The 26,775-nt window shown below is 64.4% G+C and carries 23 protein-coding genes; 10 read left to right on the plus strand and 13 right to left on the minus strand.

Annotated features, from left to right (window positions below; all coding sequences use genetic code 11):
* Positions 1-11 precede the first annotated feature (11 nt).
* From P0D96_RS30395 to P0D96_RS30420, 6 genes are read left to right on the plus strand one after another with little or no spacing between them, the layout of a single operon-like run.
* The gene (locus P0D96_RS30395; RefSeq protein WP_132376818.1) at positions 12-497 is read left to right on the plus strand and encodes a hotdog family protein; all 486 of its coding nucleotides are present in this window, start codon (positions 12-14) and stop codon (positions 495-497) included.
* Complete coding sequence (locus P0D96_RS30400) at positions 494-1,219, plus strand: 3-ketoacyl-ACP reductase FabG2 (RefSeq protein WP_408317130.1); 726 nt, start codon at positions 494-496, stop codon at positions 1,217-1,219. Before P0D96_RS30395 ends, P0D96_RS30400 begins: the two co-directional genes overlap by 4 nt.
* Entirely contained in the window at positions 1,219-2,445 is a 1,227-nt protein-coding gene (locus tag P0D96_RS30405; RefSeq protein ID WP_408317132.1) for a beta-ketoacyl-ACP synthase, read from the plus strand. The genes P0D96_RS30400 and P0D96_RS30405 overlap by 1 nt, the downstream gene beginning before the upstream one ends.
* Entirely contained in the window at positions 2,442-3,683 is a 1,242-nt protein-coding gene (locus P0D96_RS30410; RefSeq protein WP_408317134.1) for a beta-ketoacyl-[acyl-carrier-protein] synthase family protein, read from the plus strand. Before P0D96_RS30405 ends, P0D96_RS30410 begins: the two co-directional genes overlap by 4 nt.
* Positions 3,684-3,722: 39 nt before the next feature.
* Positions 3,723-4,145, plus strand: coding sequence for a signal peptidase (locus P0D96_RS30415; RefSeq protein ID WP_408180570.1), 423 nt, complete (start codon positions 3,723-3,725; stop codon positions 4,143-4,145).
* Between the two features lie 60 nt (positions 4,146-4,205).
* Positions 4,206-4,649, plus strand: a complete 444-nt coding sequence (locus tag P0D96_RS30420; RefSeq protein WP_408180571.1) for an excinuclease ABC subunit A — start codon at positions 4,206-4,208, stop codon at positions 4,647-4,649.
* Between the two features lie 118 nt (positions 4,650-4,767).
* Here the strand turns inward: P0D96_RS30420 and P0D96_RS30425 are convergent, their stop codons facing one another.
* Entirely contained in the window at positions 4,768-5,496 is a 729-nt protein-coding gene (locus P0D96_RS30425; protein WP_408317136.1) for a class I SAM-dependent methyltransferase, read from the minus strand.
* A gap of 135 nt (positions 5,497-5,631) precedes the next feature.
* On the opposite strand from P0D96_RS30425, the gene P0D96_RS30430 reads away from it, so the two are divergent.
* Positions 5,632-6,876, plus strand: coding sequence for an NAD(P)/FAD-dependent oxidoreductase (locus P0D96_RS30430; protein ID WP_408290222.1), 1,245 nt, complete (start codon positions 5,632-5,634; stop codon positions 6,874-6,876).
* 82 nt (positions 6,877-6,958) lie between these two features.
* Here P0D96_RS30430 and guaD read toward each other — a convergent pair whose 3' ends face one another.
* From guaD to P0D96_RS30480, 10 genes are all read right to left on the minus strand, one after another.
* The gene (guaD, locus tag P0D96_RS30435; RefSeq protein WP_408317138.1) at positions 6,959-8,323 is read right to left on the minus strand and encodes a guanine deaminase; all 1,365 of its coding nucleotides are present in this window, start codon (positions 8,321-8,323) and stop codon (positions 6,959-6,961) included.
* 104 nt (positions 8,324-8,427) lie between these two features.
* Positions 8,428-9,480: an adenosine deaminase gene (locus P0D96_RS30440; protein WP_408290219.1), complete on the minus strand. Its 1,053-nt coding sequence runs from the start codon at positions 9,478-9,480 to the stop codon at positions 8,428-8,430.
* A gap of 68 nt (positions 9,481-9,548) precedes the next feature.
* Positions 9,549-10,565: a xanthine dehydrogenase accessory protein XdhC gene (xdhC, locus tag P0D96_RS30445; protein WP_408317139.1), complete on the minus strand. Its 1,017-nt coding sequence runs from the start codon at positions 10,563-10,565 to the stop codon at positions 9,549-9,551.
* Between the two features lie 95 nt (positions 10,566-10,660).
* Positions 10,661-13,066: a xanthine dehydrogenase molybdopterin binding subunit gene (xdhB, locus tag P0D96_RS30450; protein ID WP_408317141.1), complete on the minus strand. Its 2,406-nt coding sequence runs from the start codon at positions 13,064-13,066 to the stop codon at positions 10,661-10,663.
* Positions 13,066-14,613, minus strand: coding sequence for a xanthine dehydrogenase small subunit (gene xdhA, locus P0D96_RS30455; protein WP_408317143.1), 1,548 nt, complete (start codon positions 14,611-14,613; stop codon positions 13,066-13,068). Before xdhA ends, xdhB begins: the two co-directional genes overlap by 1 nt.
* A 376-nt stretch (positions 14,614-14,989) precedes the next feature.
* Positions 14,990-15,499: a disulfide bond formation protein B gene (locus P0D96_RS30460; protein ID WP_132373482.1), complete on the minus strand. Its 510-nt coding sequence runs from the start codon at positions 15,497-15,499 to the stop codon at positions 14,990-14,992.
* Positions 15,500-15,599: 100 nt separating this feature from the next.
* Positions 15,600-16,979, minus strand: a complete 1,380-nt coding sequence (locus P0D96_RS30465; RefSeq protein ID WP_408317182.1) for an amidase — start codon at positions 16,977-16,979, stop codon at positions 15,600-15,602.
* Positions 16,980-17,067: 88 nt separating this feature from the next.
* Entirely contained in the window at positions 17,068-17,748 is a 681-nt protein-coding gene (locus tag P0D96_RS30470) for a GntR family transcriptional regulator (RefSeq protein ID WP_132373483.1), read from the minus strand.
* A gap of 67 nt (positions 17,749-17,815) precedes the next feature.
* Positions 17,816-19,165 carry an MFS transporter gene (locus P0D96_RS30475; protein ID WP_408317145.1) on the minus strand — a complete coding sequence of 450 codons (1,350 nt, stop codon included), beginning with the start codon at positions 19,163-19,165 and terminating at the stop codon, positions 17,816-17,818.
* A 7-nt stretch (positions 19,166-19,172) separates the two neighbouring features.
* Positions 19,173-19,859 carry a DUF2848 domain-containing protein gene (locus tag P0D96_RS30480; protein ID WP_408317147.1) on the minus strand — a complete coding sequence of 229 codons (687 nt, stop codon included), beginning with the start codon at positions 19,857-19,859 and terminating at the stop codon, positions 19,173-19,175.
* Between the two features lie 205 nt (positions 19,860-20,064).
* Here P0D96_RS30480 and P0D96_RS30485 point away from each other — a divergent pair, with 205 nt between their 5' ends.
* The 3 genes from P0D96_RS30485 to P0D96_RS30495 all read left to right on the plus strand — a co-directional run bounded on the left by P0D96_RS30485 (position 20,065) and on the right by P0D96_RS30495 (position 24,725).
* Complete coding sequence (locus P0D96_RS30485; protein WP_132373486.1) at positions 20,065-21,822, plus strand: cation:proton antiporter; 1,758 nt, start codon at positions 20,065-20,067, stop codon at positions 21,820-21,822.
* 148 nt (positions 21,823-21,970) lie between these two features.
* Positions 21,971-23,470, plus strand: a complete 1,500-nt coding sequence (locus tag P0D96_RS30490; RefSeq protein ID WP_408317149.1) for a gamma-glutamyl-gamma-aminobutyrate hydrolase family protein — start codon at positions 21,971-21,973, stop codon at positions 23,468-23,470.
* 529 nt (positions 23,471-23,999) lie between these two features.
* The gene (locus P0D96_RS30495) at positions 24,000-24,725 is read left to right on the plus strand and encodes a DUF2968 domain-containing protein (RefSeq protein ID WP_408317150.1); all 726 of its coding nucleotides are present in this window, start codon (positions 24,000-24,002) and stop codon (positions 24,723-24,725) included.
* Between the two features lie 104 nt (positions 24,726-24,829).
* On the opposite strand, the gene P0D96_RS30500 is transcribed toward P0D96_RS30495, so the two are convergent.
* Together P0D96_RS30500 and P0D96_RS30505 are read right to left on the minus strand one after the other, a co-directional pair.
* On the minus strand, positions 24,830-25,942 hold the full coding sequence (locus P0D96_RS30500; protein WP_408317152.1) for a hypothetical protein: 1,113 nt from the start codon (positions 25,940-25,942) through the stop codon (positions 24,830-24,832).
* 304 nt (positions 25,943-26,246) lie between these two features.
* A complete protein-coding gene (locus tag P0D96_RS30505; protein ID WP_408290201.1) occupies positions 26,247-26,771 on the minus strand; it encodes a GNAT family N-acetyltransferase in 525 nt (174 codons plus the stop codon).
* Positions 26,772-26,775 lie beyond the last annotated feature (4 nt).

Raw genomic sequence — 26,775 nt, forward strand, 5'->3', positions numbered from 1 at the left:
TGAACCAAGCGATGAACCCGACGCCCACCGTTGACGAACTGGTCCAGCAGCCGATCGAAGCGATCATCCCGCATCGCGGCACCATGTTGCTGATCGACGCCGTGGACACGTTCAGCGAAGAAACGCTGAGCGCGCGCGCCACGGTGCGCGCGGACGCATGGTATGCCGACGCCGACGGCGCCATGCCCGCGTGGATCGGCATCGAACTGATGGCGCAGGCGATCGCCGCGCACGTCGCGTTGCTGGCCATGCGCGGCGGCGGCCGCGCGCGGCCCGGCGTGCTGCTCGGCTCGCGCAGCTACAAGGCATTGCAGCCGTCGTTCGCGGGCGGCGCGCAGTTGTCGATCCACGTCGCGGAACTGCTGCGCAGCGAAGAGGGCCACGGCGCCTACGAATGCACGATCCGGCACGGCGACGCGAGTTGCGCCGAAGCCGTCATCAAGGTTTTTCAACCGCGCGATTTTCAGTCATTCATAGAAGGGAGTTTCAGTTCATGAGCCCGCGTGTTCTCGTTACCGGCGCAAGCCGCGGCATCGGCCGCGCGATTGCGTACAAGTTGGCTGCCGACGGCTTCGCGGTGTCCGTGCACTGCCGCACGGGACGCAGTGAAGCGGACGCGGTTGCGACGGGCATCGCCGCGCAGGGCGGCACGGCGCGCGTGCTGCAGTTCGACGTGCGCGAGCGCGCCGTGTGCCGCGAAGTACTCGAAGCGGACGTCGCGGCGCACGGCCCGTACTACGGCATCGTATGCAGCGCGGGCGTGACGCGCGACGCCGCGTTCCCCGCGCTCACCGAGGAAGATTGGGACATCGTGATCGAAACCGGTCTCGACTCGTTCTATAACGTCGTCCATCCCTTGACCATGCCGATGGTGCGCGCCCGCAAGGGCGGCCGCATCGTCACCATCGCTTCGGTGTCCGGCGTGATGGGCAACCGCGGCCAGGTCAACTACAGCGCGGCGAAGGCCGGCCTGATTGGCGCGAGCAAGGCGCTCGCCGTCGAACTGGCGTCGCGCAACATCACCGTCAATTGCGTGGCGCCGGGTCTGATCGAGACCGGCATGCTCGACGAAATGCCGCTCGAGCAGGCGCTGAAAACGGTGCCGATGAACCGCGTCGGCCAGCCTGCCGAGGTGGCGTCCGTGGTCAGCTTCCTGATGTCGGATGCGGCCTCGTATGTCACGCGTCAGGTGATCGGCGTCAACGGCGGGATGATCTGATGAAGCGCGTCGTCATTACCGGCATGGGCGGCGTCACGGCGTTGGGCGATAGCTGGGACGTGATCGAAACGCGTTTGAAGAGCGGCGTGAACGCCGTGCGCCGCATGCCCGAGTGGGATTACTTCGAATCGCTGCATACGCGGCTCGCGTGTCCGTTGCCGGGTTTCACGGCGCCCGCGCATTATCCGCGCAAGAAGACCCGCTCGATGGGGCCGGTGTCGATGTATTCGGTGCGCGCCAGCGAATTGGCGCTCGCCGACGCGGGCCTCGCCGACGATGCCACCATCAAGGACGGCCGCATGGGCGTCGCGTATGGTTCGTCGTCCGGTTCGGTGCAGCCGATCCGCGCGTTCGGCACGATGCTAGAAACCGGCTCGATGAGCGACGTCACGTCGAACAGCTACGTGCAGATGATGCCGCACACCACCGCGGTCAACGTCAGCCTGTTCTGGGATCTGAAAGGGCGGATCATTCCGACCTCGTGTGCGTGCGCGTCGGGCAGCCAGGCGATCGGCTATGCGTACGAAGCGATCCAGAGCGGCAAGCAGACGCTGATGCTGGCCGGCGGCGCGGAGGAACTGTCAGGGCCGGCTGTCGCCGTGTTCGACACGCTTTACGCCACCAGCACGCGCAACGACGAACCGCATCTGACGCCGCGTCCGTTCGACGCCGCGCGTGACGGCCTCGTGGTCGGCGAAGGCGCGGCCACGCTGGTGCTCGAGGAATACGAGCATGCAATGGCGCGCGGTGCGCGGATTCACGCGGAGATCGTCGGTTTCGGCTGCAACTCGGACGGCGCGCATATGACCCAGCCGACCGCCGAAACCATGGCGCTAGCGATGCAACTCGCGCTCAACGACGCCCAACTGCCGCCTGAAGCGATCGAGTATGTGAACGCGCACGGCACCTCGACGGATCGCGGCGACATTGCCGAAAGCCATGCGACCGCACAGACCTTCGGCGCGCGCATGCCGATCAGCTCGCTCAAGAGCTATGTCGGCCACACGCTCGGCGCGTGCGGCGCGCTCGAAGCGTGGTGGACCATCGAGATGATGAAGCGCAACTGGTATGCGCCGACCTTGAACCTGGAGAACGTCGATCCGGCCTGCGCGTCGCTCGATTACATCGTCGGCACGGGGCGTGAGATGGACGCCGGATACGTGATGAGCAACAACTTCGCGTTCGGCGGCATCAACACGTCGCTGATTTTCAGGCGCGTTCGATGAGCGTGGCTTTGCAACGCGTGGTCGTGACCGGCATGGGCATCGTGTCGTGTCTCGGCAATACGCTCGATGAAGTCTCCGCTGCCTTGCGCGAGGGCCGCTCGCGGATCGAGCGGATCGACGCGTGGCGCGAGCGTGGCTTCGCCTCGCAGGTCGCAGGCGTCGCCTCGGTCGCGCACGAGCCGCCGTTCGAGCGCAAGCTCGAACGCTTCATGGGCGACACTGCGCGCTTCGCGTGTCATGCCGCGCGCAAGGCGATCGACGATGCGGGGCTCGACGCTGCGCAGTTGCGCTCGCCGCGCGTGGGCACGGTGATCGGTTCGGGCGTCGGCAACATGTCCACTTACGACGCGGCCATGGCGATCGCGCATGCCCGTGGCGTCGACAAAGTGCCGCCGTATACGGTGCCACATGCGATGAGCAGCACCGCGTCGGCCAATGTCGCGCAGGTATTCGGGCTCGAAGGCGTCAGCTATTCACCGTCGTCGGCGTGCACGACTTCGGCGCTCGCGATCGGGCAGGCGATGCAATTGATCCAGACCGGCCGACAGCAGATCGTGCTGGCCGGCGGCAGCGAGTCGCTGCACGACAACATGACGCTGATGTTCGACGCGATGGGCGCGTTGTCGCGCCGCTTCAACGACACGCCGCAGAAGGCATCGCGTCCCTACGACACGGAGCGTGACGGTTTCGTGATCGCGTCGGGCGGCGGCGTGCTGGTGCTCGAATCGCTCGATCACGCGCTTGCACGCGGCGCGCGGATCTACGCGGAGCTCACCGGTTTCGGCGACTGCACGGACAGCGGCGGCATGGTCACGCCGCGTGCAGCGGGGATCGCGCGGGCCATGCGCGGCGCGCTGAACGAAGCGGGCAAACGGCCTGACTACGTCAACACGCACGCACCGTCGACACCGCTCGGCGACCTGGAAGAACTGCATGCGTTGAACGAGGTGTTCGGCGCGGCGTTCGATCATCGCGTGCCGGCGTTTTCGTCGACCAAGGGTATGACGGGGCATCCGCTCGGCGCGTGCGGCGCGCACGAGGCGATCTACACGCTGCTGATGATGCGCGACGGTTTCATCGCGGGCACGGCGGATATCGACACGCCGGAGCCGGCTCTCGACGGCATGCCGCTCGTGCGCACCACGCGCGAGGCGCGCATAGGCACGGCGATGTCGGTGTCGTACGGGTTCGGCGGCAGTTGCGCGAGCCTGATGTTCGAAGCATGGCAGGGCGGCTGAAAACGGCCGCGACTTTATAAAAAAACGAGGGCGATAAGAATGAAAAGAGCAGGTGCATTGGGCGCGCTGGCAGTCATGGCGTTGACGCTGGCGGGTTGCGCCACGCAGGTGAAGTCGCTGCCGCTCGCGGCGGCGGGCGGCCAATCGCGCGGCAACGTGCCGGTGTATTTCGGTCAGCAGGACCACCCGGCGGTCAAGAGCCGGTTGGGCGACGTGTCGTACTCCGTGCGGATCGCGCGCAAGGTCGCCGGTCCCGACGACGCTTGCCACGAAGCGCTCGCCGACGCCGTGCAGAAGCTGCGCGCCGCGGCCAGCGAACGCCACGCCAATGCCGTGATCGATGTGTCGACGCGTTTTCATAGCACCGAGAGCAACTCGTCGACCGAATTCACTTGCGGCGTCAGTCCGAGCGCCGCCGCGATCGCCGTAAGCGGCCAGCTCGTCGTGCTGGAATCGAACTGAGCCGAATCGGGTCGATTGAAATAGAACTCACAGAGCAACAACAACCACCAAGGAGTCTCAATGAAACGCCATCTGCTGTTTGCCGCATTGTTTGCATCGTTTGCCACGCTGAGCGCCACGCCGGCTTTTGCCCGCGATACGGTCAACAACTATCCGGTCGATCAGGCCTTGCAAAGCGAACCCGGCAAAGTGAGCGAAGACATCGCACTGTACTTCGCGGGCCAACGCCATCCGTCTGTCGTGAAGACGATAGGCGAATTCGCGACCAACAAGAAGACCAACGCGTTCGGCAAGAGCGATTTGCAAGCCTGCCAACACGTGTTCCTCTCGGCGGTGATCGAGTTGCAGGAACGCGCGCGCAAGGAAGGCGGCAACGCGGTGATCAATATCAAGAGCAACTACAAGAACGAATTGCGTGAGAGCGCGACTGAGTACACCTGTGGCGCGGGCGCGGTGATCGCCGGTGTCGCGTTGACGGGCGAAGTGGTGACGTTGCGAAAGTAACACCTGGTCGGCGCAAGTCCGTACGGGGGTACGTATGCGCGCGAGGAAAGCTGGAAGGCGGCATGCGCGCCGCCGCCTCGCGCTGTTTTACCGCACCTGGCCCGCGCCTTGCTGCGCATTAACCGGCTTTGACCGCCGCCACATTGACCAGCGTTTCACGACGCTTGCCGGGTTGCGGATGGGTCAGGCCGAGCCGTTCGAGAAGGCCGAAGTCTTTCGCGCGGCTCCACCAGAGGTAGGGCAGTGAGATGTTGCGCTCGCTGAAGCTGAAGCCGCCGCGGCGGATCATGTCGAGGTAGCCGTCGGCGCTTTTTTGCACGTGCATCGGATGACGGAACAGCAGCCGGATCACCCACGATTTGATGTACGCGTCGGTGGATTCGGCGAACAGCAGCACGCCGCCCGGTTTGAGCACGCGGCGGAACTCGGCGAGCGCGCGGTCCTGTTCGACGAGGTGATGGAAGGTTTGATGGCAGAACACGATATCGGCGCTCGCGTCGGGCAGCGGCAGTTTCGCGCAGTCGCCGTGCAGCAACTCGATCTCTGCTAGCTTGTCGCCGCAGGCGCTCGCTGCCTGAGCGGCGAGCGTCAACGACGGCTCGTGGAAGTCGATGCCGACCAGGCGGCGCGGCTTGAACGCCTCGGCGAGCAGACGGAAGGAAATGCCCTGGCCGCAGCCGACGTCGACGATCACCGGCGCCTCGGGCAAGGGCGTGTCGATCAGGCGTTTGAGGTCGTTGATCGCGACCCGCAGCACATGATGTTCCCAGGTGTAGGTACGCAGGAACCAGATCCCGAAAGCGGTTTCCGGCACAAATGGCACACTGGATGTTTCGGATGGCGACACGCTGGGCTCCCCGGCGAAATAGCGTTCTTGCTGTGCCCCACGAAGACTCCCTTCGGGGCGTTGAAGTGCAATTGTAACGAGACGTAAGGATGCAGCGAAACGCTGCTCCGGGCAAGCCAAACGATTGAGGCAAATTTGAGTACACATTCGTCAAAGCGCACGACCGTCGATGTCGTGATCATCGGTGCCGGACCGGCAGGCGCGGTCGCGGCTGCATTGCTGCGCAAGGCCGGGCGTTCCGTGCTGGTGCTGGAGCGCCAGCACTTTCCGCGCTTTTCCATCGGCGAGAGCCTGCTGCCGCAGAGCATGGCCTATCTCGAAGAGGCCGGCATGCTGCGGGCCGTGGTCGAAGCGGGCTTCCAGTACAAGAACGGCGCGCATTTCGTGTATCGCGATCAGTCGTCGGCGTTCGACTTCCGCGACAAGCATTCGCCGGGTTGGGGCACCACCTACCAGGTCGAGCGCGCGGTATTCGACGATATTCTGATTCGCTGCGCGGCGGAGCAGGGCGCCGACGTGCGCTTCGGCCATACCGTGCGCGCGGTTCATCCCGGCGTCACGCCATTGGTCGATGTGGTCGACGAAGCGGATCACGCCTATCAGATCGAAGCGCGTTTCGTGTTCGACGCAAGCGGCTTCGGTCGCGTTTTGCCGCGTCTGCTGAATCTCGAAGCGCCGACGCGGATGCCGACGCGCGCCGCGATCTTCACGCATGTGCAGGACGGCATTCCGGCCGGCATGACCGACCGCAACAAGATTTGCGTGGCGACGCATCCCGAACACCGCGATGTGTGGTTCTGGATGATTCCGCTGGCGGGCGGACGTTCGTCGGTGGGTTGTGTCGCCGAGGCGAGTTTTCTCGACGTGCCGGAGGCGGAGCGCGATACGAAATTGCGCGCGCTGATCCAGCAGGAGCCGACGCTCAACCGCCTGATCGGCAACGCGCCGTTCCTGATGCCGGTGCGCCACATCGGTGGTTATGCGGCGAACGTGGAGCGTCTGCATGGGCCCGGTTACGCGCTGCTCGGCAATGCGGGCGAGTTTCTCGATCCGGTATTTTCGTCCGGTGTGACGATCGCGCTGCGCTCGGCGCAACTCGCGGTGCAGACCTTGAACCGGCAACTGGACGGCGCACAGGTCGACTGGTCGGCCGCTTACGACGTGCCGTTGCGCAAGGGGATCGATACGTTCCGCGCTTTCGTCGAGCGTTGGTATTCCGGTGCGTTGCAGGACATCATTTTTTATCCGGACCAGACGCCTTCGATTCGCCGTATGATCAGCGCGGTGCTGGCGGGTTATGCGTGGGATGAGTCGAATCCGTATGTCGCGGATCCGGTGCGTCGGTTGAATGCGTTGCATGAGGTTTGCATGCAGCGGTGAGCTAGCTGCGAAGGCTGGGCAAAAAAACGGCGCTTCGAAATTGAAGCGCCGTTTCTTCATTCAGCCGCGTAAATCACTCAGCTCAAGCCGCGATCCTGGCCGCGCTCGACGCATGCCGCCGCATATCGTCGCGACGATGCACGCGCTTGCCGGCGGCATACGTCTCATAGATCGCACGATCGTCGCCGAGCAGCGCGAACGCGAACAACAGTTCCTCCAGCGTTTCGGTGCGCGCGGTGCGGCGCGCGAGCAGCGGCGTCGCGCGCGGATCGAGCACGACGAAGTCCGCTTCCGACTTCGGCTTCAACGTGCCTACCTTGTCCGCCAGATCGAGCGCTTCGGCCGCGCCGGCCGTTGCCAGATAGAACATGCGCGTGGCCGTCAGATGATGGCCGCCCAGACGCGCGACCTTGTGCGCTTCGTTCATGGTTTGCAGCATCGAGAACGACGTGCCACCGCCGACGTCCGTCGCCAGTGCGATCGGCATGCCGGCTTCATCGGCCTTGTCGAAGTCGAACAGGCCGCTGCCGAGGAACAGGTTCGAGGTCGGGCAGTGCGAGGCGACCGTGCCGGTTTGCGCCATGCGTTTGCGGTCTTCCTCGTCGAGGTGAATGCAGTGGCCGTACACCGCGCGGCGGCGCAGCAGACCGTAGTGATCGTAGATGTCCAGATAGCTGCGGTGACCGGGGAACAGATCGGCGACCCATTTCACTTCATCGTGATTTTCCGCGACGTGGCTCTGGATGAAGATGTCCGGGTGCTTGCCCGCCAGCACGCCGCACGCTTCGAGTTGCGCTTCGGTCGAGGTCGGCGCGAAACGCGGCGTGAGCGCGTACATCTGGCGGCCGCGATTGTGCCAGCGGCCGATCAGCTCGGCGCTGTCGTCGTAGCCCGATTGCGCGGTGTCGCGCAGGAACTCGGGGCAGTTGCGGTCCATCAGCACCTTGCCGGCCACCATGCGCAGATTACGCGCTTCGCTCTCGGTGAAAAGCGCGTCGGCCGATTCCTTATGGACCGTGCAATACACGAGCGCCGTGGTCGTGCCGCACGCCAGCAGTTCGTCGACGAAAAAGCTCGCGGTGTCGCGTGCATAGACCGCATCGGTGAAGCGGCGCTCGGTCGGGAACGTGTACGTCTCGAGCCACGGCAACAAACCCGGCGCCGGCGACGCGATCATGTCCGTCTGCGGATAGTGAATGTGCGTATCGATGAAACCCGGCACGATCAGCTTGTCGCGCATCTCCTGCACCTGGGTGCCGGGCGCGAGTTGCGGCGCGAGCGCGGCATAGGCGCCCGCCGCCACGACATGGCCGTCTTCGACGATCAGCAGGCCGTCCTCATTGAAGACCGCCGCGTTGGGCGATTGCGCGGGATCGCCGTTGAAGGTCAGCAGTTGCGCGCGGAATGCCGATTGGGCTGCTTTGGCCGGGTTGGCAGATTGAGTCATGGAAAAACCGTCTCCGATTGTGGAAAGCTGCACAGTCCGGGCGACGGTTCGATCATGGCTCTCACATGAGCTCATGCCGCCGCCGGCTGCGATACATCGGCCCGTCAGTGCGGACCGCTTGGGTGCCAGTGCGCGTCGAGCTTCGCGATCAGTTCGCTGCGTTGCTCGGGCGTGACGAACGACGCTTCGAAGCTGTTGCGGATGATCGTGTAGACCTCGGCATCGTTGAGCTTCAACGCGTCGATGGTGGCGAAATAGTTGGCGTTCACGTAGCCGCCGAAGTAAGCCGGATCGTCGGAATTGACCGTCACGGCCACGCCGCGATCGAGCAGGTCTTTCAGCGTGTGCTTGGTCAGGTCGTCGAACACGCACAGTTTCAGGTTCGACAGCGGACACACGGTCAACGCGACGCGCGAATCAGCGAGACGCGCGACGAGCGCCGGATCTTCGATGCTGCGCACGCCGTGATCGACGCGGTCCACTTTCAGCAGATCGAGCGCTTCATAGATATACGAGGGCGGGCCTTCTTCGCCCGCATGGGCGACGAGTTTCAGGCCGAGCGCGCGCGCCTTGGCGAACACGCGCTCGAACTTCGAAGGCGGATGGCCGCGTTCCGACGAATCGAGACCCACGCCGATCAGGCGATGCTTGTATTGATCGAACAAAGGCAGCGCTTCTTCGAAAGTGGCGAGTGCGTCTTCTTCGGACAGGTGGCGCAGGAAGCACAGAATCAGCTTGCTTGTCATGCCGCGCTTTTCCGCGTCGGCGAGCGCGCGTTCAATGCCGGCCACGACCGTCGCGATCGGCACGCCGCGCTCGGTGTGCGTCTGCGGGTCGAAGAAGATTTCGCTGTGAATTACGTTGTCGGCGAGGCAGCGCTCGACGTAGGCCATCGTCATGTCGTAGAAGTCCTGCTCGTGCAGCAGCACGCTCGCGCCCGCATAGTAGATGTCGAGGAACGATTGCAGGTCGGTGAACGCATAGGCGGCGCGCAAAGCTTCGATCGAGTCGTAGGTGAGCTTCACGCCGTTGCGCTCGGCGAGCGCGAAGATCAGTTCGGGTTCGAGCGAGCCCTCGATATGAATATGCAGTTCGGCCTTCGGTGCCAGGGCGGTTTTTTCGGCCAGCGGCGTGGGGGTAGCGGTCGTTGTAGTCATGGTCGGTCAGGTTTTCGTTGGAGTCGGTTCGGGCCGGATGCGTAAGCGTTGTGTCGACGTGCCGCGCTTCAAACCGTCTGCGTGGCGTGATGCATGCCCGCGTTCGCCTCGACGGCCTGAAGCACCTGTGCCGCCGCCGAGATCGCGATGATCTCCGGCGACTTGTCGACGATGCCGTCCACGCCGAGCGGGCACTTCATGCGCGCGATCAGCGACGGATCGAGACCGCGCGCGGCCAGCCGGTGTTCGAACTGCTTGCGCTTGCTGTGCGAGCCGATCATGCCGAAGAACGCGAAGTCCCCGCGCCGCAGAATGCGCTCGGCCAACTCGAGATCGAGCGCATGGTTGTGCGTCATCACGATGAAGTACGTGTTCGGCGCGGCCTGGTCGATGGCTTCGTCGGGGGCGTCGTTTGGATCGATCTTCACGTTCGGCGCATGCAGCGATTCCGCGGGCGGAAACTGCGCGTCGCGTTCGTCCACCCAGCGGACCACGCAAGGCAGCGTGGCCATCACGCGAACCAGCGCGGCGCCCACGTGACCGGCGCCGAACAGCACGACCGAGAAGTCGCCGGGCGCGATGGTTTCGGTGAGCAGCGCGCCGCTGTCGTCGAAACCCGCGCCGTCCCACAGCAGGCAGTCAGCGGCGTCGACGCCCGGCTCGGGGTCGGACAGCATCACCGCATCCGGTGCGGGGCCGAATGATACGCTACGCACCGTCGAAAGGCCGGCGGCCACGCGTTTCGCCAGCGACGTGATCCAGCCGAGGTCGCCCACGTCGAGCCGCTCGAACGCGACAATCACCGCGCCGCCGCAGCATTGCCCGAGGCTCGGGCCGAGCGCGAAGCGCTCCAGGCGGCGCATGTGCGGCGAGCGCATGCCGTCGCGCAGCACCTGGCGCGCGGTCTCGATGGCTTTCCATTCGAGGTGTCCGCCGCCGATGGTGTGCTTCGCCGAATCGCGCGTAACGATCATCTTGGTGCCGGCTTCGCGGGGCGCCGAACCTTCGACGCGCGCGACCGTCACCAGCACGGCGGCATCGCCGTGCGCGAGCAGTTGTTGCAGGTCAGGTAGCCAGGGCTGCATCCGGCGTTCTCCATACGTGGCCGCGCGGGGTGTCCGTGCGGACGGTTGAGTGTGGCCTCTCTCGTTCGTGTCGCGTCAGGCCGCGGGTTATTTTCTCAAGCTGTCGTGTCGGTCGCCGCCGGTTCCGTTGCCGGTTCCGGCGCGGCCGGCGGCTGCAAGGCGTCCAGTGCGTCGAGAATCGCTTCGGGCGTGGCCGGTGCGCGCAATGCCGGCGCCTGTTGCGCGTCCGGCACGGCGGCCGCGATCGCGTCGCGAATCGCGAGGAACACCGAGAACGGCAACAGCAACGGCGGCTCGCCGATGGCCTTCGAGCGGAACACGGTCGGCTCGGCGTTGTGGTTCTGATAAAGCTGCACGTGGAACGCGGCGGGCGTGTCGCTCACCGCGGGAATCTTGTAGGTCGACGGCGCGTGCGTCATCAGACGGCCATCGCGGTTCCACCAGAGTTCCTCGGTGGTGAGCCAGCCCATGCCCTGAATGAAGCCGCCTTCCACCTGGCCGATGTCGATGGCCGGGTTGATCGACTGGCCGGCGTCGTGCAGCACGTCCGCGCGCACGAGTTTCCATTCGCCGGTCAGCGTGTCGATCACGACTTCCGAGACCGCCGCGCCATATGCGAAGTAATAAAACGGATGACCGGTCAGCGTTTTCGCGTCCCAATGCACTTTTGGCGTCGTGTAGAAACCGTCCGACCACAACTGCACGCGCGCCAGATAGGCGGCGCCGACCAGTTGTTCGAAGGGCATTGCTCCACCGTTCACCGACACCTCGCCGCTGGTGAATTGCACGTCGTTCGCCGCACCGCCGAGTTGTTTGGCCGCGAGTTCCGCGAGCCTGGCGCGAATCGTTTTCGCCGCGGCTTCGGCGGCTTTGCCGTTCAGGTCGCTGCCGGTGGAAGCCGCGGTCGCCGACGTGTTCGCGACCTTGGATGTATCGGTTGCCGTGACCCGCACGCGGGAGAGCGGCAAGCCGAACTCGTTGGCGACCACTTGCGCGACCTTGGTGTTGAGCCCCTGGCCCATCTCCGTGCCGCCGTGATTGACGAGCACCGAGCCGTCTTTGTACACATGCACCAGCGCGCCGGCCTGATTCAGAAACGGCACGTTGAACGAGATGCCGAACTTCACCGGCGAGAACGCGATGCCACGCTTGAGCACCGGACTGCTTGCGTTGAAGGCCGCGACCGCTTTGCGGCGCGCGCGATAGTCGCTGGTGCCGAGCAGTTCATCGGTCAACGGCGCGATGATGTTGTCTTCGACACGCTGTCCGTACGGCGTCGTGTCGCGCTCGCCAATGCCGTAGTAGTTGGCGAGGCGCACGTCGAGCGGATCGCAGTTCAACTGACGCGCGATGCTGTCGAGCATCACTTCCATCACGAGCGCGCCTTGCGGACCGCCGAAGCCGCGAAACGCGGTGTTCGACTGCGTGTTGGTCTTGCAGCACAGCGCGACGATGTCGACATCGGACAGGTAGTACGCGTTGTCGAAGTGGCAGACGGCGCGCGTGGCGACGGCGCCGGAGAGATCAGCGGAATAGCCCGCTCGCAACGCGATTTCGACGCGCGCGCCGAGAATGCGGCCGCTGTCGTCGAAGCCCGCTTCGTACGCGTAGACCGCGTCGTGGCGCTTGCCGGTGACCATGAAATCGTCGTCGCGGTCGGCGCGCAGTTTGACCGGACGGCGCAGCCGTTTCGCCGCTAGCGCTGCCACGCAGGCGAACAGCGCCGATTGCGATTCCTTGCCGCCGAAGCCGCCGCCCATGCGCCGGCATTCGCACACCACGTTATGTGCCGGCCAGTCGAGCATATGCGCGACCACCTGCTGCATTTCGCTCGGGTGCTGCGTCGAACTGTAGACGAGCATGCCGTCCATTTCCTTCGGCACGGCGTACGCGATCTGGCCTTCCAGATAGAACTGTTCCTGGCCGCCCACTTCAAACGTGGCGCTGATGCGATGCGGTGCGGCGGCGATCTTCGCATCCGGCTCGCCGCGTCTGAGATGCAGCGGCGGCAGCACGAATTGCTTCGCAGCCTTTGCATCAGCGGGCGTGAGGATGGCTTCGAGCGGTTCGTAGCGGACCACGTCGTCGCTTTTTGCCAGCGCGGCGGCACGGCGGGCGAGTTCATGGCTTTCGGCGATCACGGCGAACACCGGCTGGCCGAGATACAGCACTTCATCGACGGCGAGAATCGGGTCGTCGTGCAGCACCGGGCCGCAATTGTTCTCGCCGGGAATGTCTTCGGCGGTCAGCACGGCGATCACGCCCGGCGCTTTCCTGACCGCGTCGAGATCCATCGACACGATCCGCGCATGGGCATGGCGCGACAGGCCGAGCGCAGCATGCAGCGTGCCTTGCAACTCGGGTACATCGTCCGTGTAAGTGGCTTCGCCGCTCACATGCAGCGCGGCCGATTCATGCGGCAACGATACGCCGATCGATGCGTCGCTTTCGTGAGCGACGTGCCTCGCAGCGTGTTCGACGAAAGCATCGGTCCGGTTCATCACGACGGCTCCTTCGCAACGGCGGCGTCCGGCGCGCCGGCTTCGAACGCGAACGCATTCACGTCGAGGAGGGCGAGCGGCGCGTCATCGCGCGTTTCGAGGTGGAAACGCCACAGCAGGTTGCGCGCCACCTTCAGTCGATAGGCGCTCGAAGCTCGCATGTCGGTGAGCGGCTGGTAATCGGCGACGAGCGCATTCATGGCTTGCCGCGCGGTGCTTTCGTCCCATGTTGCGCCATTCAGGACGGCTTCGGTTTGCGCGGCGCGCTTCGGCGTGGCCGCCATGCCGCCGAACGCGATGCGCGCCTGCTGAATGGTCCCGTTTTCGCCGAGGTGCAGCGCGAATGCCGCGCACACGGCCGAGATGTCCTGATCGTAGCGCTTCGACACTTTGTAGGTGCGAAAGCGCAGATTGCCCGCCGGGCGCGGCACGCGCAGCGCTGCGACGAATTCCCCGGCGGCGAGTGCGGTCTTCTGATAGCCGAGGTAGAACGCGTCGAGCGGCAGCGTGCGCGTTTTCGGACCGTGGCGCAGCACGACTTCGGCGCCGAGCGCAAGCAGCGCCGGCATCGAGTCGCCGATCGGCGAGCCGTTCGCGACGTTGCCGCCGAGCGTGCCGGCATTGCGGATCGGCAGCGACGCGAAACGCGTCCACAGTTCGGCGAGTTCGGGGTAGTCGACGGCGAGCGCCGCGTACGCGTCTTCGAGCGTGACGGCCGCGCCGATCGTCAGCGTCTGCGCATCACGCTCGATCGTCTTCAATTCGGCGACGTTGCCGACATACAGAATGTCGCCGAGATCGCGGAATTGCTTGGTGACCCACAGGCCGACGTCGGTGCTGCCGGCGAGCAGCCGTGCGTGCGGATGTTCGGCGCGCAGCTTCGCGAAAGTATCGAGCGAAATCGGCGCATAAAAGGCGGGCGAGCCGAACGTGGCGCCGCGCGTGTCGGGCGCACGGTATTCGAAGGTGTCGCGCCGTTGCAGCTCGCGCAATTGATCCACCACGGCCCGACGGTCGAGCGTCACGCGCGGGTATTGCGGATAGTCGAACATCTTCTGCGAGGCGTCGACGATCGGCCGGTAGCCGGTGCAACGGCACAGATTGCCGGAGAGCGCGGCGTTGATTTCATCACGGGTGGGCAGACCGGCGGCGGCCGGCTGGTTTTCGTACAGCGCCCACATCGACATCACGAAGCCGGGCGTGCAGAAGCCGCATTGCGAACCGTGGCAGTCGACCATGGCCTGTTGCACGGGATGCAGCGCGCCGTCGGCGGCGCGCAGGTCTTCGACCGTGAAGAGCGCCTTGCCGTCCAGCGTCGGCAGGAACTGGATGCAGGCGTTGACCGCTTTCAGCGCGAGGTCGCCGTGCGCATCCAGTTCGCCGATGACGACCGTGCAGGCGCCGCAGTCGCCTTCCGCGCAGCCTTCCTTGGTGCCGGTGCAATGCAGATCCTCGCGCAGGTGCTGCAGCACGGTGCGCGACGCAGGGACGCCCGCGACCTCACGGACGGACCCCTGGTGATAAAAGCGGATGGTTTGCGTTGTCATGGCGAATCCGAAAGACAGTGCGGACCGGGCGCGCGTTACGCATGGGGTCGCGCCAAAGCCGGCCTCGCGCACGTAGATCGCCATCCAATTCCGAAGATAGCATTACCTTGTCCCAAAAATATTTCCCATGTCGCATGAAGCTTATTCGGAAGCGGTCATGAGATAAGTACGATTCGCGCTAAGGCGGGAAGTTGCGTGAGACGGGACGGAAGGCGGAAAGCCAGGCGGGGTGGGGTGTTGCGGGGGAAACGGGCGGTCATTGCACCGCTAAACACGGTTGTTGCGGGCAAAAAAACGCCGAATTTCGGGCCGCCTTGTTTGGCGGCACGCAATCCGGCGTTATCTCTTGCGGCAAAGCAGGGCAAAAAACCGCTAATCAGGCGATCCGGCGACGATTGCGGACCAGCGTCAGCGCCAACGGGATGAAAGCGATCACGAATGCGACCAGCGACCATTGCGGCAGCGTCAGACCCAGGATCGGCGGATAGGCCGTTTCGCACAGCCCGGCGACCTTGAACACGCCCGGCAGCCAATGCGCGGGCGGCAAGCTGTCGACCAGCGGCTGCAGCGCGTCGAAGCCGCAGCTAAAGCCCGGATTCGCCTGAACATACACATGGCGCGCGGCCGTCACGATACCGGCCAGCGCCGACAAGGCCGCCATCACTTCCAGCAGACGCACGCCGCGCCAGCTGTTAAAACGCGCGCCGAGGAACGCGAAGATCGCAATCAGCAGGAAGAAATACCGCTGGATGATGCACAACGGGCACGGGTCTTCGTGCAGAAAATACTGCAGATACAGCGCGCCGCCCACGAGGGCAACGCAGATCAGGCCAAGCAGAACCAGCAGGGAGCGCTCGCGGCGCAGCATTGCAGTGTCGTTATTCATGGATCGTGTGGCTGTCTCGAAACGGAAAGGGCGGGTGCCCGCGATTCTAGCGCGAACCCCCGCCCCCCAGCTTATCCTGCTTTTACGACGTATTTCCTGATCAGCGAATCGACTTGAGCACCGCTTCGGCGCCGCGGCCGATGGCCAGCAAGGCGTCGTCGGCGTGCGGCGCGCCGGCCAGCATCAGGCCGACCGGTGCGTCGCCGCGCAGATGGCACGGCAGCGACAGCGCGCAGGTGTCGAGGAAGTTGAACACGCTCGGATTGCGCAGGATCAGCGCGTTGGTGCGGCCAAAGGCGTCATCGTCGTCGACCAGTTCGGCGACGCGCGGCGGCACCACCGGCACCGTCGGCGCCACGACCGCGTCGAAACGCTGCCACAGCGTGCGGGCGGCCTCGGCGAGCATCGTCTCGCGTTCGGCGAGCAGGTCCAGATAGTCGGCGGCGCTGGCCGGCTGGCCCTTCAGAATGCGCACTAGCACGCGCGGATCGTATAAGTCGCGATGCTTTTCCAGCAACGGACGATGCCACGCATACGCTTCGATCGGCGAGAACCCGAAGCGGTTGATCTCGGGCAAACGGTCGAGCGGCGCGAAACGAACTTCGCTGACGATCGCGCCGGCCGCTTCCAGATGCTTGAGCGCCGTGTCGATCGCCGCAGCGACCGCCGGCTCGACGCCGTCCGTGACGAAATTGGTCAGCACGCCGAGGCGCACGCCTTCGAGCGGACGGGCGGTCGGAATGCGCGGTTCGAGCCCGGCCAGCATGCGGTCGACCAGTGCGCAGCACGCCACGGAAACGCCGATCGGCCCGAACGAATCGAGGGTCGACGAAAGCGGCACGCCGCCCTGTTTGGGAATCCGGTCGGCGGTCGGCTTGAAGCCGGTCAGGCCGCACAGGGCAGCCGGAATGCGGATCGACCCGCCGGTGTCGGTGCCGAGCGCGACGGCCGCCATGCCGTCCGCGACGGAAGCCGCCGCGCCCGACGACGAACCGCCCGAAATCCGCTCGTCGCCCTTCACGCCGCGCTGGTACGGCGACAGCGGGTTGCCGTAGTGCGGGTTCAGGCCAAGTCCGGAAAACGCGAACTCGCTCATATTGGTCCGGCCGACGATCACGGCGCCCGCGCGCTTCAAACGCGCGACCGCGACGGCGTCCGTCTTGGCGGCGGGGGCGTCGGCGAGCACCGCGGAACCGGCGCGGGTCGGTTGGCCTTCGATATCGAACAGGTCTTTGACCGACACCGGAATTCCGGCGAGCGGCGAAAGCACGGTGCCGGCGGCGCGCAGACGGTCGTGCGCGTCGGCGGCGGCGCGGGCGCTGTCGGCATCGACGTGCATGAAGACGGCGGCGCCCTGGCCGGCCGGATCGGCGATCCGTTCGAGCGCAGTCTCGACGAGCGCGCGGCTCGTCGTGCGTCCGGTGGCGAGGTCGGCGGCAAGTTGGGCTAGCGGCGGAAAGGGTGTGAATTCAGTGGCCATGATGTCGGTAGAAATCCGGTTGAACCGGGCAAAGCCGGTCATTGGGCTAAATGCGTGAGCTTGGATGCGGTGGTTTGAATGCGGTCGATCACATGCGATTGAAGAGTGTCGCGCGAAACGCTTCGATATGCTTTTGCACCGATTGCCGCGCGCCTTCGGCATCGCGTTCGCGCAGCAGACCAAACAGTTCGAGATGTTCCTCGTGCACGTCTTCCAGATGATGCGGCTCGGACAGCGAAATGAACCAGAAGCGCAGCGAGCGCTCGTGCAGCCCGCGCAGGATGTCGGCCAGCACCGGGTTGCGCGAGGCGGCCGAGATCGCCAGATGAAACTCGCGGTCGATATCCATCATGCCTTCGATATCGTGCGCGGCGACGCACACGGCCGAGCGGTCCAGCAGCGCCTGCATCGCGTCGTAGTCGTGCTGTTGCGCGTGGCGCGCGGCCAGCTCGACGCAGTAGCTTTCGTTCACGAGGCGCACGTCGATGATCGCCAGCACGTCGTCGAGCGAGACCGGACGGACCATGATGCCCTTGCGCGGCATGATGGTCAGCATGCCTTCGTGCACCAGCCGATGCAGCGCTTGATGCACCGGCGTTCTGCCGATGCCGGTCAGCGCCATCAGTTCCGCTTCGTTGAGCACCTCGCTCGGCCGCAGGCGCATGGTGATGATCTCGCGTTTGACGAACGCATAGGCCTGCTCGGCGAGACTCGCGGCAGCGGTCGCGCGGGCGGGCGTGGAAGGGCGGGCAGTCTGCAAAAGCGTCATGTGAAGTGGAAGCGGGCGATGTCGTCCGCATTGTAGAGCAAGGTTTTGCGTGTACGACGCGGGTAGATCAGGCGCGGCTCGGCGAAACCGTCGCCGCATGCTGCACCTTCACACGCGGCATCATCAGCGTGACCAGCCCGCCGACGATCAGCGCCCCCGCGATCAGCACGAGCCCGAACGTCACGCTATGCGTCGCGTCCTTGACGATGCCGAGCACATACGGGCTCACATAGCCCGCAAGGTTCGCGATCGAATTGATCACGGCAATCCCGGCGACCGCGGCCGAGCCTTGCAGGAAGGTCGTCGACATCGACCAGAAGATGCCGAAGCCCGCCAGAATGCCGATATACGCGATCGACAAGCCCGTGACCGCGAGCGGAATCGAATTGGTCACCGAGGCGCTGCCGAGCAGGCCCGCCGCGCCGATGAAGCAGCACACGGCGTAGTGCCAGCGCCGCTCGCCGGTGATGTCCGACGAGCGTCCGATCAGGATCATGCCGATGCCCGCCGCCAGATACGGAATCGCGGTGACGAAGCCATTGGTGACGAGGTTCGTCACGCCCAGATCCTTGACGATCTGCGGCAGCCAGAACGAAAAGCCCGCATTGCCCGTGACGAGACAGAAATAGATCAGCGTGAGCAGCCAGAAGCGGCCCGAACGCAACGCCACCGAGAGGCTATGCTCCGCGCCGGCCGCCGCGGCAGCGGTGTTTTCCCGCGCGAGACGGCCGAGAAGCACGCGCTTTTCGTCGTCGCTGAGCCAGGCGGCTTCGGCGGGCGTGTTGCGCAGCACGGCGAGCGCCCAGAAGCCGGCGAGAATGGACGGAATGCCTTCGATCAGGAACATCCACTGCCAGCCACGCAAGCCGTGCGCTTCATGCAGCGCCGACATCAGAAAGCCCGACAACGGCGCGCCGATGATGCCCGCCACCGGAATCGCCGCCATGAACACGGCGACCATGCGCGCGCGTCGGTCCGACGGAAACCAGAAGGTCAGATAGAGCACCACGCCCGGCACCAGACCGGCTTCGGCGACGCCGAGGAAAAAGCGCAGCACGTAGAACATCGTTTCCGAGCGCACGAACATCATCAGACACGACAGCAGGCCCCACAGCATCGTGATGCGGGCGATCGTGGCGCGCGCGCCGAACTTCTTCAGCAGCAGATTGCTCGGCACTTCGAACACGAAGTAGCCGAAGAAAAAGATCCCCGCGCCGAGTCCGTACGCCGCGTTCGACAGGCCGAGGTCGCCGGTGAACTGCAGCTTCGCGTAACCGATGTTGACGCGGTCCAGATACGACAGCACGTAGACGAGAAACAGGAACGGCATGATGCGCCACGTGATCTTGCGCAGGGCGGCAGCTTCGAGCCACGCGTCGGAAGACGCGTCGGCGGCGGATAGCGAAGGGGAATTCATGGGTGCCTCATTCGACGATAGGTAGCGCGCGCACGCGATAGGCGTGGCGCAGCGTGCGGTTCAGGACGGGATCGTGCAATTCGAGTTCGAGCGCGTCGCCGTCGGCCATGCCGACGATGCCACCCTGTACCGCCAGCGTGCCGCAGAACATCGCCGCGCCTTGCGCGAGCGGCGCGCGCGTGAGCAGATCGGCGGCCGGCAGCAACGATGCCACGCTGCCTTGCTGATAGACGCGCCGCTCGCCGTTTGTCACTGCGTAAGCGCGCAATTCCAGCTGGTCCCAGTGACCGGACACATCGTCGAAACGCCAGGCGTCGCGCGCCACCGGCTTCGGACAGATCTGTTTGGAGACAGTGACGCCATAGGCCTCGACTTCGCGGTCGGTGTGATCCGAGCCGACGCTGACGAGCAGGCCCGCTTTCGAATGCACCAGCACGCATTCGGCTTCGCCGCTCGACTTCACGCCGACCACGTCGATCTGCTCGGCCTGCGTCAGCAATTCCGCGCCGAGGCGATAGAAGCACGGCGTGGCGGACGGCCGCTTCACGCCGAGTTCAGCCAGTTCGGCGATGTGATGCTCGATCGCGGCCTGATCGCGGCCGGCCCAACCGGCAATAGTCAGACGATTCACCTCGGCGATCTCGGCGCGACTGCCGCCGGAGCGGTCTACAACATTGAAGGACACCAGCTGCATTGTTCGACTCCAAAGAAAATATGCTGCAAATATTATTGTGATATTTCACAGGAGTCCAGCGTGTCAAAAACATTCTTCTGCGTGGCGGATGACATGTGCGGCTCGGCGGCAGTCCGATGCCGTACGGACGTTGGCGCGCGGCGGCTTGTCGCGTTGGTTTGTTAAACTGCGTTTTCCAACATTACTTTTTGTAAGGAACGCATCCATGCACCATGGCATCGGCTTCATTCAGGACCTGGCGGTCGTGATGGCGCTCGCCGGCGTCGTCACCGTGCTGTTCCATCGCCTGAAACAGCCGGTGGTGCTCGGCTACATCGCCGCCGGCGTGATCATCGGGCCGTACACGCCGCCGTTCCAGCTGATCCACGACGAGCAGACCATTCAGACGCTCGGCGAACTCGGCGTGGTGTTCCTGATGTTTTCGCTCGGCCTCGAATTCAGCCTGCGCAAACTCTTCAAGGTCGGCGCGACGGCGATCGTCGCGGCACTCTCCGAGATCGTGCTGATGCTGTGGATCGGTTATGAGATCGGCAGCGCGTTCGGCTGGAGTTCGATGGATTCGCTGTTCCTCGGCGCGATCCTCGCCATCTCGTCGACCACCATCATCGTCAAGGCGCTCTCCGAACTGGGCCTGAAACGCGAGAGCTTCGCGCAACTGGTGTTCGGTATTCTGATAGTCGAGGACATTCTTGCCATCGCGATGCTGGTGCTGCTGTCAGGCATCGCGCAGACGGGGCAGTTGAGCGCGGGCGTCGCCATGGTCACGCTCGGCAAGCTGCTGCTGTTCATGACAGTGTCGCTGGTGGTCGGCATTCTGGTCGTGCCGCGCGCCTTGAACTACGTCGCGCGCGCGAAGAGCGACGAGATGCTGCTCGTCTCGGTGCTCGGGTTCTGCTTCGGCTTCTGTCTGCTGGTCGTGAAGCTCGACTACAGCATCGCGCTCGGCGCGTTCCTGATCGGCGCGATCATGGCCGAATCACGCCATCTGCATCGGATCGAGCATCTGATCGCGCCGCTGCGCGACGCGTTTTCCGCGATCTTCTTCGTGACGATCGGCTTGATGCTGAATCCGGCCGTGCTGGTCGATTACGCGTGGCCGATCGCGGTGATCACGGTCGCGGTGATCGTCGGCAAGATTGTGTCGTGCGGGCTCGGCACTTTTCTCGCCGGCAAGGACGGACGCACGGCGATGCGCGTCGGCATGACCGTCTCGCAGATCGGCGAGTTCTCGTTCATCATCGCGTCGCTCGGTTTGACGCTGAAGGTGACAAGCGCGTTTCTGTATCCGATCGCGGTGGCGGTGTCCGCGTTGACCACGCTGTTCACGCCGTATCTGATCCGCGCGGCCGACCCGCTGACCCAGCGCCTCGGTCACGCCATGCCGCGCACGCTCGCTAACGTGTTCGGCATGTATGGACAATGGCTGCGTAGCTTGAGCACTGGAAGCGGTGAACCCACTTTGTTCAGCATGACGCGGCGGATCATTCTGCAGATCGCCGTCAATCTGGCGCTCGTCGCCGCGATTTTTCTGACCGTGTCGTATAGCGCGCCTTATACCAGCGCGTGGCTCGCGCACTGGTTGAGTTCCGAGCCGATGCAGCGCGTGGTGTTATGGAGCGTCGCGCTGGTCGTGTCGATGCCGTTTCTGGTGGCGGTGTACCGCAAGACCAAGTCGCTCGCCTTGCTGCTCGCCGAAGTCAGCGTGCAACCGGCAACGGCGGGACGCTTCACGAGCGCGATCCGCTACGCGATCTCCGATCTGGTGCCGGTGGTCTCGATGGTCGGCGTGTTTCTGCTGGTCGCGGCGCTTTCCGGCGGCATTCTGCCGCCGACCGGCCTGCTTGCCGCGGTGCTGGTCTGCGCTGCGTTGCTGCTGGCGCTGGTCTGGCGCTGGTGCGTGAAAATCCACGCGGCGATGCAGATCGCCTTGCGCGAGACATTCGAAGAGCAGCCGGATCCTTAAGTCAGACTTGCCGCGCGGTTCTCCAGGTTGGGTTCCTCATGGCCCCGCAACAATGTGAGCAATTGTGTGCGGGTTTGCGGCGCTTGCCTCGCTAGCGGATAATCAGGGCATATTCATTCGTTCGCGTGAAGGCGCCTGTCTGACTGTCATGAGCGAAAACAAACCTGAAAATGCCGGCAAGCCCGGCAATCCAACGCCGCCTTCGCCGTCGCCCGCGCCGTCCGGAACGCCCGGCGTGTCGACACCCGGCTCCACGCCGGCCGATCCGGCAGCCCCGCTACCCCTCTCGCACGAAGATGCCATCCAGTCTCCAATCAAAGACAAGGTAACGCCGCCGGGTGCTCCAGCCGCTCCTACGCCCGCTGCGTCCACCGCGACGCCGGCCGCCGAGGCGGCTGCCGTGCGATCGTCGACGGACGATCCCGACAGCGCGTCGGCCGTCACGCCCACCGATCCGCAAACGGCGCGGCAACGCGATGCGGCCGAAGCACGCAGCGCGGCTGCGGCATCCACCGCGAAGCAGGAGGCGGCGGTTCATGAACATGAAGCGCGGCGTGCCGGTGTCCATGCGATGAGACCGCCGCCGACGGTCGGAAGCAGCGAACCTGTCGACGGCGAACTGGTCAGTTCCGTTGAAGACGCTACCGTGGTCGAAGAGGTCTCGGCCTCGTCCGAACGTCGGGCTGGCTCGCCGCCGCCGGGGTTCGGCGCGGCGCCAGACTTCACCGCGTCCAACCCGCCGCCGCCCAATGCATTGCCGCCGTCGCCGCCACGCTATCTGAAGCACAATGATTCGGCGTGGACCGTGTTCGGCCGGATCGTCGCGGCGCGCGCGCGTCAGTTGTTCGATCGTGCCGGCCAGCGGATTACGCAGCGTACGCTGCGCATCGGCGTGTCGGCGCGCATCTTCCATCCGGAGCCGGGCGCGAAGGGTCTGCGCGGCAAGACGTTGCAGTATCTCGAGGAATCGATCGCGCACTGGGTGATGTCGCGCGACGTGCTGGTGTTCATGATCCCGACGGTCGGTCATCAGGGCATGCTGCATCCGAGCAATATCCGTTTGCGAGATTATGCGAAGCATCTCGACGGGCTGCTGCTGCAAGGCGGCGCCGACGTCTCGCCGCAGTCTTACGCGGAACAGGCAACCAGCCACGAGTGGCCCGGCGACCGCGTGCGCGACATGTACGAACTCGAACTGCTGCATGAGTTCGTCGAATCGGGCAAGCCGGTGCTCGGCGTGTGCCGTGGCTGTCAACTGATCAACGTGGCGTTCGGCGGGACCTTGTATCAGGACATCGCCACCGATGTGCCGACCGCGGGTACGCACGTCAATGAGAACTACGATCAGCATCGGCACGGGATCCACTTTCCGGACGGTTCGACGCTCGCCAACATGTTCCCGGGCCGGCGCGATGCGATCGTCAACTCGATCCACCATCAGGCGGTCAAAACGCTCGGCCGCGATCTCAATATCGAAGCGGTGTCGGCGTCAGATGGCATCATCGAAGCCGTGCGCTACCGGCGCGCACCGTTCGTGATGGGCGTGCAATGGCATCCGGAGTTTCATCGCGCGGGTGGTCCGGAGTTGCTCGACTGCACGCCGTTGCTCGATACGTTCCTGCGCGTGGCGCGCGAGACTCGGTTTTGAGGTTGCAGGGCTGGTGAGTTGGGGTTGGATGGCCGAATGCGTGGTTTGTTAGAGGCGCGCCGCTGCGGTTTGCAGCGGTGCGCCTTTTGTGTTTTTCTCTTGCTGTTTTTGATGGCTGGCTTCTCGCTCGCCGTTTGTATCAGTCTACTGATTCGCGCGGCATTTCTAGTTTTCGGAGTCGCGGACATCTCGCCGATATCGGGATAGATAGTCAGGAATGCGAGGTTTTTATTGACCCGAGTGCGCTCATCTCAGTATCAGTCACTCTATCTCCATATTGCGAATTCACTTACGGCTGAATTCGTACAACCTTAGCGTAAATTCCGATTCGTCCGCACGAGACGGAACGTCGCATTTTCGTCTTATCCGAACTCGTTTATTTCGCGATGGATGGGCCGACTTGATCAAATCATTCGCTGGCGATTTATCTCGATTTAAAGTCCGTCTGTGTGGCATTTGAATGCTTCGCTTAAAGGGGAATCCGCGCGATAATCTGCGGCTGTTTTGGATTCGCATGGAGCATGCACGTATGAAGTATCCCTTATTAGTACGGCGCGCCATGCTGCTCGCGACCTCGTGTGCGCTGTTGCAGCAGGGCGGTTTCGTGCTGGCCGCGCAAGGCGACGAGGCCGCGCCGATGGTCGGCACACGGCCGGCCATCAACACCCTGACGCCGCAGCCCGTCGCAGATGCGCTGCGCAACGCGGCATCAGCCACGTCGGCCGCGCCGGCCACGGCCGGCGATGCGCAAGGTAACGTCGCCGAACTGATGCAGATGATTCACGACGCGAAGCTGAGCGAACTACGCACCACGTATAACGGCAGCTACGGCGCCAGTCTGTTTTTCTATCCGCGGGAAATGACGTATTACGTAGCGTTATTTCAGGACAAGCATTTCTGGCGGGTGATCAAGTCGGAGGACGCGGCGCGCGCGGAAGCGATCTATGCGGGCTTTGCCCAGCAGACCGCGCAACTCGCAGATGTCGAGATTCGCCGCACGCAGTTGCAGGCGCAGAAGGCATACATCGAAGACGTCATTGCGATGTCCGAAGATCGCGCGAAACGCTTGCAAGCCGATCTCGACGTGGCGCGCACCCAGCAGGCCAAGGTCAACGACTATCAGCGTCAAACGCAAGGTGAAGCGGCCGCGCTGCACGCGGACAAGGAAAGGGCGCAGGCGCAGTTGCGCCAGGTGCAGGGCGAAGTGATGCAATTGCAGCGGCAAACCGAAATGGGATTGCCGATTCAGAAGTAAATGCATCAACGCAAAAAAGCCCGGCCATTCGTGAATTCGTGAATTCGTGAATTCGTGAATGTCCGGTTTTTTTGTACTACGCCACCTGTGCGACCGTGTCGTGCCTACTTTACGAATTGATCCGGAACGTCGGTCACGCGTCGCTGTGAAAGATGGTTCATCCATTCGGTCCCGCTGGTGCCGGACGCATGGATTGACGAGCCGGTGCGCGGCATCGGCGCCGTATCGCGGACGTGTGTCGCAGCGGACATCGTTACCCCCGCGTATTCGTCGACACCGAGCCGAGCCGGAGCGAGAGGTGAATAGGCTCCGGCAGCCGACGGCTTCGGCGACACGTTTGCCGCGACTTTCGGGAGCGCGCCGCGTGCGATGTCATCAGCAATTGCCGCTGCGTGCGACGTTTGGTCTGCGGCGGCGAACCGCGCGGTGCGCGGGGGGATTGCGCCGTGTTGCCTGCCGCCCTTCTCGCGAACGAGCTTACGGCGATGTGAGACGGCTTTGTCAGCGAAGCCATGCGCCGAAGCCAAGCGCAATGCGGGCGCTGAAGTCGACGTAGGTATCGGCACCGTCGCCGCCGCAGGATTGGACGCGGCCGCGAACCGAGGAGCCGCGCTCGGGAGTGCCGGCATTGATGCAGCGACTGCCGCAGACGTGCCTGCCGCAGCGCTATCGACCGCGCGAGCGGTAACTGCCGCCGGTGGCTGAAATTTCGCCGGCTGCGAGTCGCGTTTGTCCTGCACCTTGCCCGCGAAATCCACAAGAGTGGCCGTGTCACGATGCATCAGATGATCGAACCCGATCCATCCCAGCATCGCAGCGCCGCCGAGCACGCATGCGCCACCCGCCAACGCACTCCAATGATGGCCGGGTCCGCGCGCCGCCGTCGCATACGCATGCAGCGGAAACGGCGGGACGGCCGCAGCGCACGCAGCCATTTGCGCGGCGGCGTCGAATGGCTTTTCAAGCACCGGAGCCGGCGCCGCAGTTGCGCGCCGCTCGTCCGACGGCGACCATCGGCAAAGCGAGCGAATGGCCTGATCGCTCATGCAGAACGTGCGCAGCATGGCGGCGTAGAGTGCCTTGAGTTCCGCCCGCAAACTGTAGCCAGGCGGAAGCAGTGCCCAGTCCCGGCCGAACGACGCCGGCACATGACCGAGCGGACGCGAGCGCGGCATGGCCAGGTAGCCTTGGATCGGGGTGAAAGGAATGGTGGACATCGGTCTTTTCCAGCGCCTCTTAAAGGGGCCGCCGATCGGCGGTCCCGGGATCTGCGGGGGACTCGGGCCTCGGTGCGATGCGCGTTGGAATACCAGACATGCACGCCGTACGTCGACGCCGAACCGCAGCATTGCGCTCTGGACGAGCACACGGGCGCATGGGCGTGTCACTGTGAAGCCGTAGGGGTGCGAAGGATGATACTTCGATGCGCCCGACTTACTGACTGGAAATCTCCGAAGAGATCCGCCGATTCGTCCGGGTTTAAGTTAAACCCGGACGACGCTCAACCGGGCCACGCTTGTCCTATCGATCGAGCCTGTACACGTAGCGCAACGCTGTAATATCCACGCCGCCCATATGATCCGGTTCGGCGCCGACGAACTGCCAGCCTTGCCGTTCATAGAAGCCGATCGCCGGCGTATTCCCTTCGAGCACATACAGATAGAGTTGCGTCTCGCCCTGCGCGCGAGCCCAGTCCTCGGCGGCATGCATCAGCAGCTTGCCGACGCCGATGCCCTGATAGTCCGGCAGCGTGTGCAGGTTATCGAGCAGCACGCCCCACGCAGATTCCGGTTGACGTTCGACACAAACAAAACCCGTCGGCTCGCCCGCGAGTTCGGCGATCAGGACCATGCGGCGTTCGCCGCCGGGCGCGCTCAGGCGCGCTTCCCAATAGGCTGCGCGCTCGCGCGTGACCTGGCCGTCGAGAAATGCGTCGGGCAACAGGCTGCGATAGGTGGCCTGCCAACTGGTGCTGTGGATCGAAGCAATGAGCGCGGCATCCGCGAGAGTTGCGGGGCGCAGCGAAAGAGCGGGGGTGGTTCGCATCGGG

This window comes from Paraburkholderia sp. RL17-347-BIC-D, from assembly GCF_046027915.1.
Lineage (GTDB): Bacteria > Pseudomonadota > Gammaproteobacteria > Burkholderiales > Burkholderiaceae > Paraburkholderia.